We start from the raw sequence: 17237 nt of genomic DNA, 5'->3' as shown, positions 1-17237 counted from the left end.
AAATATGAAAAGAGTAGTGGTAGGACTTTCAGGAGGGGTTGATTCCAGTGTTGCTGCTTTACTTCTTAAAAAAAAAGGTTATGAAGTTATTGGTTTATTTATGCATAATTGGGATAATTATAGTTCCAGTAATAATCAGTGTACTTGGTTAGAAGATAGTATTGATGCTATGTTGGTATCTAAAGAATTGAATATTCCTTTTCAAGTAATAGAAATGAAAAAAGAATACAAGAATTCTATTCTCAATTATATGTTTGATGAATATAGATCTGGGAGGACTCCTAATCCAGATATATTGTGTAACAGAGAGATAAAATTCAATGTTTTTTTGAAAATAGCTATGGATTTAGGAGCTGATTTTATTGCTACAGGTCATTATGTTAATAAAAAAATAATTATAAAAAATAATAAAATTATTTATCGTCTTTTGATTGGAAAGGATTCCAATAAAGATCAATCGTATTTTTTATGTCAATTAACACAATATCAATTAGAAAAATCTATATTTCCATTAGGAATGTTGACCAAAAATCAAGTACGAAAAATAGCAGAAATAAATGGATTATGTAACGCCAAGAAGAAAGATTCTCAAGGATTATGTTTTGTTGGAAAAATTAAATTATCCAAATTTCTTCAACAAGAAATTATTCCGAAAAAAGGAGAGATCATTAATATAGATTCAAATGCATCAATATATAAAAAAAAAAAGAGATCCTTTTTATCCAAAGAGGAAGAATTATTCTTTCTATCTAAGAATAAAAAATATAAAAAGTCAGATGGAAAATTAATTGGATATCATAAAGGAGCTCAATTTTTTACAAAGGGACAACGTAAAGGAATTTCTGTAGGAGGATATAAGAAAGCTCTTTTTGTTCTAGAGACAGATATTCAAGAAAATATTGTTTATACAGGAATGGGGAAAACTCATCCTGGGTTATATAAAAAATCCTTATTCATTAAGGAAAAAGATATTCATTGGATACGAGAAGATCTTTCTCTTCTTAATGGAGAAAAAATGGAGGTTTTTTGTAGAATTCGTTACAGACAACCATTGCAAAAATCCTTGTTATATAAGATGAAAAATGGAATGTTTATAGAATTTGAAACAATGCAATGTGCAATCACTGAAGGACAATTTGCCGTTTGGTATCTTGAAAAAGAATTAATAGGATCCGGAGTTATTTCATAAAATAAATAATTGTACCCACGACTGGATTCGAACCAGCATATCCTGAATTGGATACCACCCCCTCAAGGTGGCGTGTCTACCTATTTCACCACGTGGGTAGGTTATGCTTAGCTTTGGAGATATTGTTCCGTTAAATCCACAGAAAACTATTACTTTTTTTTTCATTTATTATAAATATAATTTATTTTATAATAAAATTTCAATAATAAATATGAATATAGCTATAATAGGATATGGAAAAATGGGAAAATCTATAGAAAAAATAGCAAAAGTTAGAAATCATAAAATTTCCTTTTTTTCTAACAAAAGTCCTTGTCCCATTTTACTGAAAAAGTCAGATGTAGCAATAGAATTTAGCCGACCTGATTCTGCCTTTAAGAATATAAAGATTTGCATAGAAAATCATATTCCTATAGTATGTGGAACTACAGGATGGATAGAAAAACTTCATCTTGTTAAAGATTTATGTGAAAAAAATAATGGAACTTTTCTATACTCTTCGAATTTTAGTATAGGAATGAATATATTTCATGAAATTAATCATAAATTGTCAAAATTGCTATCCCCATATTCTATAAATTACGAAGTAAAAATTGAAGAAATTCATCATAAAGAAAAATTAGATAAACCTAGTGGAACTGCTTTGGTTTTAGCAAAAAGTGTTCTCAATAATCAAATGAAAAAAACATGGACTTTAGATCCCAATAAAAAAAAAGATAAAATATTAATCGTTTCAAAACGAATTGAAAATATCCCAGGAATACATATAGTTACATATCAATCTAAAATGGAAAGTATTGAAATGCAACACAAAGCTCATAATAGAGACGTATTTGCAATTGGAGCTATTATTGCTGCAGAATGGATCAAAGATAAAAAAGGGATTTTTTCTATGAAAGAAGTATTAGGGATATAATATGTTTCAATATATTTTATTTAGTGGTATTTTTTTATTATTTGAACATTTTATTCATGTTCTAGGTACATGGAGGCTTTATAAGAAATTAGGAATAACTTATCATAAGGTAATTATTCCCATATACAATATTATTCTCCTCTTTAAAATTAATCGTATACCTGTCTGGTTTTTGTTTCTTTTGTTTTTTCCATTAACAAGTATTTTTCTACTTGTATTTTTATGGATAAATTTACTTAAAATGTTTGGAAAAAATAGAAGAAGAGATATTTTTTTATTTTTATTTACCTTTGGATGGTATATATTTTATATAAACTACTCCTACTCCAAAAATATTGTTGTTGCATCTAAAATTAAAAAATTTAAGGAAGATACTGGATCTAGTATTGTATTGGCTATGATTCTTTCTTTCCTTACACATACTTATATAGTTCAACCTTTTTCTATTCCTACTTCTTCTATGGAAGGAACTTTACTGGTAGGAGATTTTATATTAGTAAGCAAAATCCATTATGGATTGCGTATGCCTATTACACCTCTATCTATTCCATTTACACATAACACTATTCTTGGAAAATGGAAATCTTACATTTCTTTTCAATGGCCTTATTTCCGTCTTCCTCCTATAAAAAACATAAGAAGAAACGATATTGTAGTTTTCAATTTTCCTAAAGATGTAAAACACAAAGTGATAGATAGAAAAGAGAATTATATCAAACGTTGTGTAGGGTTACCAGGTGATTCAATTTTCATAAAAAATGGAATTGTATTTATCAATCATCAAAAAGAAAAATCATCAAAAGAAAAGCAACATGGATACTTGATTAAAACAAAAAATATTCCATTAAATATAGAATTTATCAAAGACCACTTGGATGTGGAAGATGTAGAATTTATAGAAGAAAACAATGACGAATATCTTTATCAAATAATGTTAACAGAAAAAAAAGCAATACAAATAAAAAACTTATTTGATAATATAATTTTTATAAAAAAATATATTTTACCAATTCATTTTAAAGAAGAATCTATATTTCCAAACAATCTTGGTTGGAATAGAGATTTTTTTGGTCCGTTATTGATTCCTAAAAAAGGAGATTTTATTAAATTGAATTCAAAAAACATTAATATTTATTATGATCTTATTGTAGATGAAGGAAACAATATTGAAAAAAAATATTTCATAAACCATAAAAGAAATAATTATTATAGAATAAAAAAAAACTATTATTTCATGATGGGGGATAACAGAGATAATTCTTACGATTCTCGTTATTGGGGTTTTGTTCCAGAAGATCATATAGTAGGAAAACCTATATTCATATGGATGAGTATTGATTGGAATAGAGAAAATCCCTTAAATTTTTTTAATTGGAAATTTCGCTGGAATCGTATGATGACTACTATAAATGGGAAAAATTCTTATTTGTCCTTTTTTTTTGCATTTCTATTTTCTTATATTTTATTCTATAAGACAATAAAAAATTCGTCTTAAAAGATATTTTTTTCTTTTTTTAAAAAAAAGTTTCCTATAAAATAACCGGATAATATTCCTCCAATATGAGCAAAATGTGCAACTCCAGGCGATAAATTAAAAATTACAGAAAGAAAACTTCCAAAAATAAAAATAAAAATAGCTTTTCGTACGGCAATTGGAAAAGGAAAAGGTAAAATAAATATTTTATGTTCTGGAAAATATCTAGCGAAAGCCCCTACTATTCCACTTACGGCTCCAGATGATCCCATCATAGGAGAATACATAGAACTATAAAGATTGATACGTTGTTCCTGATTCAAATAATCAAATATTTTTTTCGCTTTGGAAAAGTCTAATGTATGAACAAAATAATACAGAATACCAGTATTGAATACTATTTGTAATAAAGCTGCTAATATTCCTGATAAAAAATATATTATCATAAATTTTTTTATCCCTAATAAAGTTTCTATCTTCCATCCAAACATGAATAAGGCTAACATATTGAAAATTATGTGCAAAAAAATCCGTTTGGAATGGACAAACATATGAGTAAAAATCTGATACAATTCAAACCTATCATCCAAAGGATGATATAAAGATAAAACACTTTCTATTTTGTATTGTGAAAAAACAAAGGTAGCTGTATATACAAGTATATTAATACTAATTAAGTGCTTTACAGCATCTGCATTAAAATTTGAGATATTCACTTACAAAATTGTTTTTTTTATAAAATTTTTATTCAAAATAAAAAATATAGGATCTCCTGAATATGTATAGTTGATATTTTTACAGGAAAAAAAATCTCTAATTAAACATTCCATTTTCTCTGAATGTAATTTTGTTCCGTATTTTACAGCTGCAGATTGAGATATAGATTTAATCAATATTTTTTTATTTATTTTTTCTCCTTTAATAAAATTATATGTTAGAATATTCTTAAAAACTTCAATCAGTATATTTTGATGGATATTCTCAGGGATAGAATATAAATATGCGGATTGATTCAAAAAGTATAAATGAAACCCTATTTCAATCAATTCATGTTGAATATTTTTTAATGAAATAAATTCATTCTTTAAAAGTCTCATTTTAATTGGAAAAAGGAACTGTTGACTTATTTTTTTTCTTGCTTTAAAAAAAAATTCAAATAATATGTTTTGATGTGCTCTATGTTGATCTACTAATATTATATCTTCATTATTCCATGAAAAAATTATATATTTCCCATTTATTTGAAAAGTTTTTATATTCTTTTCATGACATACATAATTAGATACTTTTTTCGTAAAGTGTACATCAGGAATAAAATTATATTTTTTCATTTTAGGAAAAAAATTTTCCAATTGAGCAACTTTTTCTTTATAAGAAAGTTCCTCAAAAAAAGAATCGTAAGGATTCATAAATAGAAATGATTCTTTTTTAAAAGAATAAAATTTATCTAAATCTTCTTTGTTCACTTTGTATTGAAAACATAAAATATTTTTTATTTCTTGTTGAATCATATTGGAAATAGGATCTTCTTCTTCCAATTGTACTTCTTTTTTTGTAGGATGAATATTACAGTTTACTAAAATTGGATCTATATAAATAAAAATAAAATAAGAAATAGTTTTTAAATCGTTTAAAAGACCTTTATAAGCATGAATAATTTTTCTATGTAAAAGTGTATTTGTTATACAACGTTGATTCACAAATAAAAATTGATCTCCTTTTTTTACAGAATGATCTGGTTTACTAACAAATCCTTCTATAAGAATTCTATTTTTTTTTATTGAAATAGGAATTAATATTTTTTTATTATTTTTTATAAAAATTTCTTTTATTCTTTCTTTTAAAGAAGCCTTTTTAAAAGAAAAAACAATTTTATCGTTATGATAAAAACGATAAACTATATCTCTATGTGCTAAAATAATTTTATAAAATTCATGAATAATATGTTGAAATTCTGTTCTAGAAGATTTTAAAAATCGTCTTCTTGCAGGAAATTTATAGAAAATGTTTTTTACTGAAACTCTTGTTCCTTTAAGCATATCAATGGGTTTCTGTTTGTTTATTTTTCCTTCTTCTACAAAAAGGTGCACCCCCACTGTATTTTCTTTATTTTTAGTTTGTATTTCTAACTGAGAAATGAATGCTATTGCAGCTAAAGCTTCTCCCCGAAACCCTTTTGTATGAATTCTAAAAATATCTTCATTTTTTTTTATTTTAGAAGTAGCGTATCTTTGAAAACTTTTCCTAGCATCATTATAACTCATTCCATCTCCATTATCCATTATTTGAATCAATGTTTTTCCTGAATCTCTTATAAAAATATCAATTTTTTTAGATTTTGCATCTATTGAATTTTCTAAAAGTTCCTTTAATACAGAAGAAGGACGTTGTATTACTTCACCAGCCGCAATTTGATTGATAACTTTTTTAGGTAAAAATTGAATAATATCCTTCATAAAAAATATTTTTATTCCATGGATTTTTTAAATAAAGCCATATTTAAAGCTGTTTTAGCACATTCTATTCCTTTGTTTCCATTTTTTCCACCTGATCGATCAAAAGATTGTTTTTTATTTTTATCGGTAAGAACACAAAATATAACCGGAACATCATATTTAATATTTATATCTTTAATACCTTGTGAAACTGCTTGACAAAGATACTCAAAATGAGGAGTTTTTCCTTTTATAATAGATCCTATAACAATAATTGAGTCGAAATTATAACAAAGAGCTATTTTTTTAGCAGAATAAATTAGCTCATAACTTCCAGGAACTTCCCATTTTTTTATTTTTTCTTCTAAAATTCCTGACTGAATTAAAGTGTCATAAGCTCCTTTATACAATTTATGAGTAACATCACTATTCCATTGTGCAACAATAATGGCAAATTTTAAATCTTCACTTATTTTTTTATTGATCTTCATGATCAAGAATTTTTATAATTTATTTTCAATAAACATGAGATATTTATCTACATTGTCTTTATGCAAAAAAAAAGGATATTTTTTTTCTATTATTTTAAAAAAAAATTTAGAATCTTTGTATTTTTTCATAGAAAAAGTTAGCAATGCTGCTTTGTAATAATAAAGGGGTGTAGTTATTTCATTATCTCTTATATTAGCTGCCTTTATGTAATTTTTTAAAGCCTCATTTTTGTTTTTAATATGTGTAAAAGCATCTCCTATTATTCCATATTTTATAGAGGATAAAATTTCATCTTTTGCAGAAAAGTTATTCATCATTTTTATAGATTCCTTGTAGTTCCCTAATTGATAATAACAAATACCGGCATAAAATTTGGATATATTTCCTGCTTTAGTAAAAGGATACTTATCTACAATTCCATAAAAACCTAGATAAGGATTTTTAAGCTTATTTTTGTTTAAAGCTTTCTCTATTTCTCCCTGTGAAAGATATTGTTGAGCAAAAGTTAATTCTTTCAAAGCTTTTTCTTCTGATGGATATAAAATAAATTTTTTGTATAAAAAAAAGATTACTGCTGTTACAATAAAAATTATACTAAAAAAAAGAACTATAATTTTTTTCTTTTTTAAAAAGATTTTCTTCATACAATTCATGATACTAAATCGTTAATTTAATTTTTTTTTCTTATTACCTCTATACTCTTTATTCTTTTATTATCTATGCTCCTTATAATAAAGGAATAATTTAAGAAATTAATTTTTTGTTTTACATTTGGAAATTTTTTATTTATTTCCATAATAAAACCACCTAAAGTATCTGCATCTCCTTTTTTTTTTTCAAAAAAAACTTCTTCTTCTATTTCCATTATACGGTAGAAATTAATCAGAGAAGTTTTTCCATCAAATAAATAGTTATTTTCATTCAATTTGGAATAAGAAATTTCTTCTTCATCAAATTCATCAACAATATCTCCCACTATTTCTTCAATAACATCTTCAAGAGTTACTAAGCCACAAGTTCCTCCATATTCATCTACTACAATTGCTAGATGTATTTTTCTTTTTTTAAAATCACTCAAAAGATCATCTATCTTTTTATTTCCTGGAACAAAAAAAGGAGAATGAATTAGTTTGATCCATTCAAATTGTTTCTCATGAATAAATGGAAGAATATCTTTAGAAAAGAGTATTCCTTCTATATCGTCTATACTATCTTTGTAAATAGGAATTCTAGAATATCCATGATAACGAATTAATTCTAAAACGTTATAAAATAAAGTATTCTTGTTCAAAGCAAACATATCTATTCTTGGAGTCATAATTTGATGTGTTTCCGTATTTCCAAAATCAACAATTCTTTGCAAAAATTGACCTTCTTTGAGGTTATTTTTATTTGAAGACGCTATTTTTAAAGCTTTTGAAAGCTGATCCACAGATATCCTATTATTTTTTTTTATCATAACTTTTTCTATCATTCTAGAAATTAAAATCATAACTTTACTAATAGGATACAATATTTTAATAAGAAAAATCAATGTTTTTGACATCAAAATGGCAAAACGAAAATTATTTCTTTTAGCATATATTTTTGGAATTATTTCTCCAAATAAAAGTATAACAAAAGTCAAAAGCACTACTTCTAAAAGAAAGTTAATAGGAATATTATAAATAAAACTATCTTGTAAATATTCTGTTATTAAATATGAACTTAATATAACTATTCCAATATTTGATAAATTGTTGGATATTAGTATAGTAGCAAGAAGTATTTTTCTATTCTTAAGAATATTTAATACTCTATTTCCTCTAGAGGGATTTTTTTTTCTTTCTTTCTCAATGGTTTTTTTTTCCAGACAAAAAAAAGCAGTTTCAGATCCAGATATAAGTGCAGAAAATAATAGTAAGAGGATTATTAACAAAAAATAAATAACTATATATAGAGTACTTTCTAAAAAAATATTCGTCGAAGATCCTATTTCCAATAGATTTAATTTTTATAATTGGATATTTAATCCAAAATCTAAAGTTAAAAAAAACTAAATCATTTTTTCATTTTTCAAAAATAAGGTGATAGGACGAGGAAAAGGATAATCACAAATTTTTTCATTTGGAATAAAAAATAATTTATCCAAATATCTTTTACTGATAATTTTCCCATTTAAAAAATGAATAAATAAAGTCTGATTAGTAATTCTATGGTTGACTTGATAAATGATTTTTTCCGAATATACTTTAAATTTTTTCCAAATTTTATCTCTTATTTCGAGAATAGTGAGACTTTTTTCTGATACTATTAAAGGAAAATCGTAAAGTCCTTTCCATATATCTTGATCCGATCGTTTATGGATCCCAAAGTTTTTGTTGCTATCACATAGAAAGATATAATAAAAAAATCTATTTTTTATTGATTTTTTTTTTATATTCTTTACAGGTAATTCATATACTGTTCCATTTTTAAATGAAAAACAAGAATTTTTTACGGGACATAATAAACACTTTGCTCTTTTTGGAGTACATAAAGTAGAACCTAAATCCATGATGGATTGATTGAAAACACCTGGATTTTTTTTATCCATCATTTTTAAAATTAAAATACTGAATATATTTTTTGTAACCATCGATGTGATGTCCTTATAAATTCCTAGATATCTAGCGAATACCCTATAAGCATTTCCATCCATGGCTGGAACAACTTCATCGAAACATATAGAGGCTACAGCAGCACCAGTGTATGGGCCTATTCCCTTATACTTAATCAAGTCTTTGTATTTACTTGGAAAAAAGAACCCTTGGTTTTTTTTTAATCTTTTGGCAAATAAATGTAAATTTCTAGCTCTGGTGTAATAACCTAAACCTTCCCATTTCTTCAATACCTCTTTTTCTTCAGCTTCAGCAAGTTTTTCTAAATTAGGAAATTCTTGTATAAAATTTAAATAATATTTTACAACTTGTGAAGCTTTGGTTTGTTGCAACATAAATTCTGAAACCAATACATAATATGGATTCTTAGTTTTTCTCCAAGGAAATTTTCTATAATTATTTTTATACCAAATTGTTATATTTTTAGAAAAATTCATTTTCATTTAATTTTAGAACAATTTTATAAAAAATTGGTATATTTAAGAAACAAAATTTTGTTATTCGATATTATAAGAAGGTTTTAACATGACAAAAGCAGATATAATAACAGAAATAATATCAGAAACTGGATATGAGAGAATTGAAACGAAAAAGGTTATAGAGACTTTTATGAAAAAAATCAAACAAAGCCTTACATCTGGAGAAAATGTTTATTTAAGAGGATTTGGATCATTTATTATTAAATATAGAGCTAAAAAACTTGGTCGTCATATATCCAAGAATATGTCCATTGTAATTCCTGCGCATAATATACCAGTATTTAAACCTGCAAAAACATTTACTGAACTAGTAAAGAAGAACGTTTCTATTAAAAGAAAAAGAAATAGTATATCCGAAAATAAATCAACAACGATTTAAAATTATGCCCAACGGAAAAAAAAGGAAAAGACGTAAAATGGCTACCCATAAAAGAAAAAAAAGAAATAGAAAAAATAGGCATAAGAAAAAAAAATAAAAATATCAAGTAATTGAATTAATCCATTTTTAAAATTTTTACCTTGTTTTTGTGTATGAATAAAGAGTTAGTTATAAATGCAAATGCAGAAGAACAAGAAGTTAAAATTGCCCTTCTAGAAGAAGGAAAGTTGTTGGAACTTCATAGAGAAATTTTCAATAAAAAATTATCCGTTGGAGATATATATTTAGGAATAGTGAAAAAAATTTCATATGGATTGAATGCAGCTATTGTTGATATAGGAGTTTCCAAATCAGCTTTTTTGCACTATGATGATATTGGATTTCAAGTAGGAAATATGTTGGAATTGATTGCTCAAAATCAAAATAAATATTTAACAAATACTTGTTCCTTTTCAAGGGGAAATAAAAGTTCTATAGAAAAAATATTGCATCCTGGACAAAATATTTTGGTTCAAATATCTAAAGAACCAATTTCTAACAAAGGACCAAAATTAACGACAAAAATCTGTATCCCTGGAAGAAATTTAGTATTAATTCCTTTTTCAGAAAAAATTTTTATTTCTCATAAAATAAAAAATACAAAAGAAAAAAATAGATTAATCTCCTGTATACAAAAAATAAAACCAAAAGAATTTGGGATTATTATTCGTACAGCAGCATGCTTTAAAGTGGAACAAATTTTAAAAAAAGAACTTTTTCTATTGATAAATAAATGGAAAAAAACATTAAGTAATTTAATGAAAATACCTCCAGTTAAAGTTTTCAGTGAAAGCAGTAAAACTTCTTGTTTATTGAGAGATACTTTTAATGATGATTTTAAATATATTCATTGTAATAATAATTTCATTTGTAAAGAAATTCATTCTTATTTATCTTTAATTTATCCAGAAAAAACCAATATTATTAAACATTATAAAGGAAATATTCCCATATTTGAAAAATATGGAATTGAAAAACAGATACAAACTTTTTTAGGAAAAAACGTACCTCTAGCAAACGGTGCTTATCTTGTCATTGAACATACTGAAGCTTTACATGTCATAGATGTTAATAGTGGAATGATTAATCACATGAAACAAAATTGTACAGAATCGGAAAGAATTGATCATGTATTAGAAATAAATCTTTTAGCTGCCACGGAAATAGCTAGACAACTTAGATTAAGGGATATGGGAGGAATAATTGTGGTAGATTTTATAGATATGTCTGAACCCTATCAAAAAAGAAAATTATACGAACATTTAAAAGAAAAAATGAAAAATGATAGAGCCAGACATCAAATATTACCTCCAAATGAATTTGGTTTAGTTCAATTTACTCGTCATAGAGTAAGACCTGAATACATCCATAATAAAAAATATCAAGAATTAGAAGTATCTCCTATAGTTTATGTTCATCATATAGAATTTATTTTAGAAAAAATAATAAAAAGGCATAAAAAAATACAATTACATCTACATACTTTTGTAGCTGCCTATCTTAAAAGTGGTTTTCCTTCTATTCAACAAAAATGGTTGTTTAAATATAAAAAATGGATTAAAATCATTCCTAGAAATTCATTCAAATACACGGAATATCAAATTTTTAATGATAAAAAAGAAGTTCTTTCTTCTTCCTATTCATAAAAAAAAAATGTGGGCGTGGTGGAATTGGTAGACACGTCAGACTTAGGATCTGATGCTTATCATGCGTAAGGGTTCGAATCCCTTCGCCCGCACAACCATTAGTCTAGTCTATATTCCTTTTTTTATATCCTATATAAATCTGTCGAGGTCTTCCTATAGGTTCTCTATTCAATCTCACTTCTTTCCAATGAGCCATCCATCCAGGTAATCTTCCCAAAGCAAACATTACCGTAAACATCTCTTTTGGAATTCCTATAGCCTGATAAATAATTCCTGAGTAAAAATCTATATTCGGATATAGTTTTTTCTCCATAAAATAAGGATCTTGAATAGCAATTTCTTCAAGTTCCTTTGCCAATTCTAGAATCGGATCATCAATTTCTAATTCACTAATAATATTTTCAGCTACTTCTTTTACTATTTTTGCCCTTGGATCAAAATTTTTATATATCCTATGTCCAAACCCCATCAATCGAAAAGGATCTTTTTTGTTTTTTGCTCTTTCAACCCATTTTCTTATATTTCCACCACATTTTAAAATATTTTCCAGCATTTCAATGACAGCTTGATTAGCTCCTCCATGCAACCTCCCCCATAGAGCACTAATTCCTGCGGATACAGAGGCAAACAAACCTGTATGAGCAGATCCTAATAAACGAACCGTAGTAGTGGAGCAGTTTTGTTCGTGATCTGCATGTAATATTAAAAGTTTATCTAAAGCATCCGTAATAATAGGATCGTTTTTATAATATTTTTTAGGGACGGAAAAAAACATTTTTAAAATATTAGAAGTATAATATAGATTTTTATCTGAGGTAGATGGAGGAAGTCCTATTTTTTTCCTATAAGTCAAAGCAGCTAATATAGGAAGTTTTGCCAAAAGATGGATATACATATCTTTTTCTTTAAGTCCATCTTTTTTTGTAATAAAAGCTGTAAGAATACATGTCAAAGAAGACAACATTTCCATAGGATGATAAAATACAGGGGATTTATCAAGTATTTGATGAATATCCTTATTGATTGAATTGAATTCTTTTATTCTTTCAGAAAAAGATTTTAATTGTGCCGTATTAGGTAATTCTCCATTTAAAAGAAGATAACTAGTTTCTATAAAAGAACATTTTTTAATAATTTGTTCAATAGGATAACCTCTATACAATAGAATTCCTTTTTCTCCATCTATGAAACTGATAGAACTTTTAACAATTCCTGTATTTTTGAATCCTGGATCAAATGTAATAAATCCTGTATTTTCTCTAAGTTTAGATATATTAATAGCTTTTTCATAATAAGTTCCACCAACTATTGGTAATTTATAATTGCATCCATTTATATTGAAATTAACAATACGGCACATAATAAATAAATTTTGAATAATATAATAAAAATCGTAATATTCTGTTATAAAATCATTTCATCAAAGGAAAGAATAGTATGAAATCCTTTTTTTGAAAAATACTTCTTCATTCCACTTCTATAACTTATTAAAACAAAATCTCCACCCCAAGCTCCTAAACTTTTTACTATTCCTAAATAATCTGGAAAATAGATTTCTTTTATAGTAGGAATATCCAGTATACAGGATATAATCCTCTCATGTTGGATCAATAACATTTCAAATTCTTTTAAAGTTTTACAAAAAAGTATTCTTTTAGTTATAAAAGAAATAGTATCAATGATTTTTATAGATACATTTTTTTTTGAACGAAACAATCGTATTCCTTCACAAGTATTTTGTTTTCTATTAAGATGTAGAAAAAAAAGTTGATCTTTAAATGGGGGATTAAAATCTATAGGAATAACATGAGGTCTTTTATTTTTTAATCTATAGATTATAGGTCTTGATTCAGATACACAAGCAATGTCATACCCACTTCCTGTAAATTTATTTTCCAATAACATATAGGGATTTATTTTTGCCCATTTTGCGATGTTATTGATTAAAGTAGAGCTACTTCCTAATCCCCAATTTATAGGAAATTCTAATTTTGTTTTTACATAATATATTCCTAATGAGTTTTGAAGAAATTTTTTTTTAATTTTTCTAGATTTTAATAATAGATCCCTTAATCTAAGAGCTATTTTATTTTCTGTTTCATAACAGATATCTAAAGAAGGAAGTTTAAAAAATACTTCAAACCAAAGTTTGTCTATTTCATCAAAACTTTTCCAATATAATCCAGAAAATTTAGAACTATTATTGTAATATATGGTCAATGATTGTCCTTTAACGGTAGGTAATGCTAAACCAGAACTTCCATATAAAATAAAATATTCTCCTGTTAACAATAATTTTCCATGGCTATAAAAAAAATGTTGATATTGTCTCATAGGAAAAATATCATTATTTCTAAATATCATTGAAAATTTTTTTCATCATTCCTTGTAAGATATTACTTGGTCCTATTTCAGTGAATGAAATTGCTCCATTATGGATCATTTTTTTCACCAATTGTTTCCATTTTACGGGAGAAGTCAATTGTTCAATTAAATTCTTTTTTATATCTTTAGATTTTGTAACCGATTCTGCGGTAACATTTTGATATATTATACATTTAGGATCTTTAAATAAAATTTTTTCTATAAATTTCGATAATTTTTTTTTAGCTGGTTCCATAAGAGGAGAATGAAAGGCTCCATGAACAGGAAGTCTTAATATTTTCTTAGCACCTATTTTTTTTAAAGAATAGCAAACTCTTTTCAGAGCTTCTTCTTCCCCAGAAATTACCAATTGTCCAGGACTATTATAATTAGATGGGACTATAATCCCTTTATCTTCCTGACAAATTTTTTCTATAATATTATCTTCCAATCCAAATACCACAGCCATCCCTCCATGTATAGATTCACATATTTCTTGCATAAAAGTTGCTCTTTTATCTACTAACATCAATCCTTCTTCAAAAGAAAAGACATCAATAGCTGCCAATGCAGAAAATTCTCCAAGAGAATGACCGGCTACCATATCTGGATTAAAATTATTTAGTATTTTTGATTGTATTACTGAATATATATAAATTGAAAGTTGTGTGTATCTGGTTTTTTTTAACACTTTCATAGGACCATCGAACATGATTCTTGTCATCCTAAATCCTAAAATATCATCGGATAATTGAAACAATTTTCTTGCTAGGCTGGAAGTATTGTATAAATCTTTTCCCATTCCAACAAATTGAGTACCTTGACCAGGAAATATATAAGCATTCATAACATAAGTTTTTAATTAAAATAACGTTTTCAATGAAAATTTCTGATACTCATGCTCATTTATACATGGAACAATTTGATGAAGATAGGGATTGTGTTATAAAAAAAGCAATTGATAATGGAATAAATCGATTCTATCTTCCTTCTATAGATAGTACCAACATTCCTAAAATATTACAATTGGAACAACAATATCCAAACATATGTTTTCCTATGATAGGATTACATCCTAGTAAAGTACATCCGAATAATTTAGAAAAAGAATTGAATTTCATAAAAAAATGGTTAAATAAACATTCTTTCATTTCTGTAGGAGAGATAGGAATGGATTTACATTTAGAAAATAAATTTGTTCTTGAACAAGAATATGCCTTTACCACTCAAATACAATTGGCAAAAGTAAAAGGATTACCCATAGTTATTCATTGTAGAAAAGCGTTTGATCAAGTTTTTAATATTTTATCAAAAGAAAACAATTCTTCCATGACAGGGATCTTTCATTGTTTTTATGGAACTTTAGAACAAGCAAAAAAGATTGTTGATTTTGGACTAAAACTAGGAATTGGAGGAATGATTACTTTTAAAAATAACAAACTCCGTACTTTTTTACATAAAATAAGTTTAAAAAATATAGTATTAGAAACCGATTCTCCCTATTTATCTCCTTATCCTTTTAGAGGAAAAAGAAATGAACCATTTTATTTAAAAATAGTTTTAACAAAAATGTCTCAAATATATTCTATTTCAGAGGAAGAAATAGCTAATGTAATCGATATGAATGTAAAAGAATTATTTCGTAAAGGATAAATACTACACCATTTTATCCGGTTTGACTAATTCATCAAATTCTTCAATGGTTAAATATCCCAGACGAATAGCTTCTTCTTTTAAAGTACTATTGTTTTCATAGGCTAACCTTGCAATTTTTGCGGATTTTTCGTATCCAATACGAGTATTGAGAGCTGTTACTAACATTAAGGATCTATCTAGTAATTCTTTAATTCTTGGATAATTAGGAGTGATCCCCTTAACACAAAGATTAGAAAATGAATAAGATGCGTCAGAAAGAAGATGTGCCGATTGTAAAAAATTATAGGCCATCAATGGTTTAGAAACGTTTAACTCATAATTTCCTGATGATCCAGCTATTGATATAGATAGATCATTTCCTATGACTTGTGTACAAACCATAATAAGAGCTTCACATTGTGTAGGATTTATTTTTCCGGGCATAATAGAAGATCCAGGTTCATTCTCAGGAATATGAATTTCTCCTATTCCTGAACGAGGTCCGGAAGATAAAAATCGAATATCGTTTGCTATCTTAATTAAAGAAACAGCTATTTGTTTTAAGGATCCATGAGATTCCACAATAGCATCGTGAGATGCTATAGATTCAAATTTATTTTTTGCTACTTGAAATGGAAGGCCAGTATATTCGCAAATATATTCAGTAACTTTTAGATCATATCCTTTAGGAGTATTTATTCCAGTTCCAACCGCTGTCCCTCCAATAGATAATTCAGAAAGATGATCTAAAGTTTTTTTAATAGAATTTAATCCGTGATCTACTTGAGAAACGTAACCGGAAAATTCCTGTCCTAAAGTTATAGGAGTGGCATCCATAAGATGAGTTCTTCCTATTTTAATCACATTGTTAAATGATTTTGTTTTTTTTTCCAATGTATTACGTAACTCTTTTAAAGAAGGAATGGTTTTCTCTATCAATTTTTTATAAGAAGCAATATGCATTGCTGTAGAATAAACATCATTAGATGATTGCGACATATTAACATCATCATTGGGATGTAGAACAGTTTTTTTTCCAAGAATTCCACCTGTTAAAACATGAGATCTGTTAGAAATTACTTCATTCACATTCATATTGGAATGTGTTCCAGATCCTGTTTGCCATATAACTAAAGGAAATTGATCATCTAATTTCCCTTCTATAATTTCCTCACAAACAGAAGTGATTAAATCTCTTTTTTTTCTAGATAAAAACCCCAATGAAAAATTAGCATGTGCAGCTGCTTTCTTTAAAATAGCCAAAGCATGAATAATTTCTATAGGCATAGACCCTTCTAATCCAATTCTAAAATTATTTCTGGATCTCTCTGTTTGTGCCCCCCAATATTTATCTATGGGAACTTGTACAAAACCCAAAGTATCTCTTTCTGTTCTAGAAATCATTTTTATCTGTTTATTTTTACAAAATTAATAAAATTTATAAATATGATAATGAAATTCATAGGATTTTTGTTTTTTCTATTTATAATTATATCTGGATTTTGGTGTATTATTTTTTTATTCCTTATAAGTTTATATTGGTCTATAAG

Annotated in this window: 16 protein-coding genes and 2 tRNA genes; 7 read left to right on the top strand and 11 right to left on the bottom strand. The window is 26.3% G+C overall.

Annotated elements, in window-relative coordinates; genetic code table 11:
- Positions 1 to 4: 4 nt before the first annotated feature.
- A complete protein-coding gene (gene mnmA / locus MADAR_RS01360) occupies positions 5 to 1189 on the top strand; it encodes a tRNA 2-thiouridine(34) synthase MnmA (RefSeq protein ID WP_014158745.1) in 1185 nt (394 codons plus the stop codon).
- Positions 1190 to 1201: 12 nt separating this feature from the next.
- Here mnmA and MADAR_RS01355 read toward each other — a convergent pair.
- A tRNA-Leu gene (locus tag MADAR_RS01355) sits at positions 1202 to 1287 on the bottom strand.
- Positions 1288 to 1400: 113 nt separating this feature from the next.
- Between MADAR_RS01355 and dapB the strand changes: the two genes are divergently transcribed.
- A complete protein-coding gene (gene dapB / locus MADAR_RS01350) occupies positions 1401 to 2105 on the top strand; it encodes a 4-hydroxy-tetrahydrodipicolinate reductase (protein ID WP_014158744.1) in 705 nt (234 codons plus the stop codon).
- Position 2106: 1 nt separating this feature from the next.
- Positions 2107 to 3600 carry a signal peptidase I gene (gene lepB, locus MADAR_RS01345; protein ID WP_014158743.1) on the top strand — a complete coding sequence of 498 codons (1494 nt, stop codon included), beginning with the start codon at positions 2107 to 2109 and terminating at the stop codon, positions 3598 to 3600.
- Here the strand turns inward: lepB and MADAR_RS01340 are convergent.
- The 6 genes from MADAR_RS01340 to mutY are packed head-to-tail and all read right to left on the bottom strand — an operon-like array spanning position 3597 to position 9588.
- Positions 3597 to 4295 carry a rhomboid family intramembrane serine protease gene (locus tag MADAR_RS01340; protein WP_014158742.1) on the bottom strand — a complete coding sequence of 233 codons (699 nt, stop codon included), beginning with the start codon at positions 4293 to 4295 and terminating at the stop codon, positions 3597 to 3599. The genes lepB and MADAR_RS01340 overlap by 4 nt on opposite strands.
- Positions 4296 to 6035, bottom strand: a complete 1740-nt coding sequence (gene mutL / locus MADAR_RS01335; RefSeq protein ID WP_014158741.1) for a DNA mismatch repair endonuclease MutL — start codon at positions 6033 to 6035, stop codon at positions 4296 to 4298.
- A gap of 11 nt (positions 6036 to 6046) precedes the next feature.
- Complete coding sequence (gene ribH, locus MADAR_RS01330; RefSeq protein WP_014158740.1) at positions 6047 to 6505, bottom strand: 6,7-dimethyl-8-ribityllumazine synthase; 459 nt, start codon at positions 6503 to 6505, stop codon at positions 6047 to 6049.
- Positions 6506 to 6517: 12 nt separating this feature from the next.
- Entirely contained in the window at positions 6518 to 7150 is a 633-nt protein-coding gene (locus MADAR_RS01325; RefSeq protein ID WP_238523429.1) for a tol-pal system YbgF family protein, read from the bottom strand.
- Between the two features lie 26 nt (positions 7151 to 7176).
- Complete coding sequence (gene gldE / locus MADAR_RS01320) at positions 7177 to 8487, bottom strand: gliding motility-associated protein GldE (protein ID WP_014158738.1); 1311 nt, start codon at positions 8485 to 8487, stop codon at positions 7177 to 7179.
- A gap of 54 nt (positions 8488 to 8541) precedes the next feature.
- Positions 8542 to 9588, bottom strand: coding sequence for an A/G-specific adenine glycosylase (mutY, locus tag MADAR_RS01315; RefSeq protein ID WP_238523424.1), 1047 nt, complete (start codon positions 9586 to 9588; stop codon positions 8542 to 8544).
- 82 nt (positions 9589 to 9670) lie between these two features.
- Here mutY and MADAR_RS01310 point away from each other — a divergent pair, with 82 nt between their 5' ends.
- The 3 genes from MADAR_RS01310 (at position 9671) to MADAR_RS01300 (ending at position 11780) form a co-directional block, all read left to right on the top strand.
- A complete protein-coding gene (locus MADAR_RS01310; protein ID WP_014158736.1) occupies positions 9671 to 10003 on the top strand; it encodes an HU family DNA-binding protein in 333 nt (110 codons plus the stop codon).
- Between the two features lie 152 nt (positions 10004 to 10155).
- Positions 10156 to 11688: an Rne/Rng family ribonuclease gene (locus MADAR_RS01305; protein ID WP_014158735.1), complete on the top strand. Its 1533-nt coding sequence runs from the start codon at positions 10156 to 10158 to the stop codon at positions 11686 to 11688.
- Positions 11689 to 11697: 9 nt separating this feature from the next.
- Positions 11698 to 11780: transfer RNA gene (locus MADAR_RS01300), tRNA-Leu, on the top strand.
- A gap of 11 nt (positions 11781 to 11791) precedes the next feature.
- On the opposite strand, the gene MADAR_RS01295 is transcribed toward MADAR_RS01300, so the two are convergent.
- The 3 genes from MADAR_RS01295 to fabD are packed head-to-tail and all read right to left on the bottom strand — an operon-like array spanning position 11792 to position 14899.
- On the bottom strand, positions 11792 to 13048 hold the full coding sequence (locus MADAR_RS01295; RefSeq protein ID WP_014158734.1) for a citrate synthase: 1257 nt from the start codon (positions 13046 to 13048) through the stop codon (positions 11792 to 11794).
- Between the two features lie 44 nt (positions 13049 to 13092).
- On the bottom strand, positions 13093 to 14052 hold the full coding sequence (locus MADAR_RS01290; RefSeq protein WP_014158733.1) for a GYDIA family GHMP kinase: 960 nt from the start codon (positions 14050 to 14052) through the stop codon (positions 13093 to 13095).
- Entirely contained in the window at positions 14042 to 14899 is an 858-nt protein-coding gene (fabD, locus tag MADAR_RS01285; protein WP_014158732.1) for an ACP S-malonyltransferase, read from the bottom strand. Before fabD ends, MADAR_RS01290 begins: the two co-directional genes overlap by 11 nt.
- A gap of 32 nt (positions 14900 to 14931) precedes the next feature.
- Between fabD and MADAR_RS01280 the strand changes: the two genes are divergently transcribed.
- The gene (locus MADAR_RS01280; RefSeq protein WP_014158731.1) at positions 14932 to 15705 is read left to right on the top strand and encodes a TatD family hydrolase; all 774 of its coding nucleotides are present in this window, start codon (positions 14932 to 14934) and stop codon (positions 15703 to 15705) included.
- A gap of 3 nt (positions 15706 to 15708) precedes the next feature.
- On the opposite strand, the gene fumC is transcribed toward MADAR_RS01280, so the two are convergent.
- The gene (fumC, locus tag MADAR_RS01275; protein WP_014158730.1) at positions 15709 to 17091 is read right to left on the bottom strand and encodes a class II fumarate hydratase; all 1383 of its coding nucleotides are present in this window, start codon (positions 17089 to 17091) and stop codon (positions 15709 to 15711) included.
- Positions 17092 to 17237: the final 146 nt, after the last annotated feature.

The sequence above is a fragment of the Blattabacterium sp. (Mastotermes darwiniensis) str. MADAR genome (genome assembly GCF_000233435.1).
Taxonomy (GTDB): domain Bacteria; phylum Bacteroidota; class Bacteroidia; order Flavobacteriales; family Blattabacteriaceae; genus Blattabacterium.
This window is presented reverse-complemented; position numbering and strand designations above follow the sequence as displayed.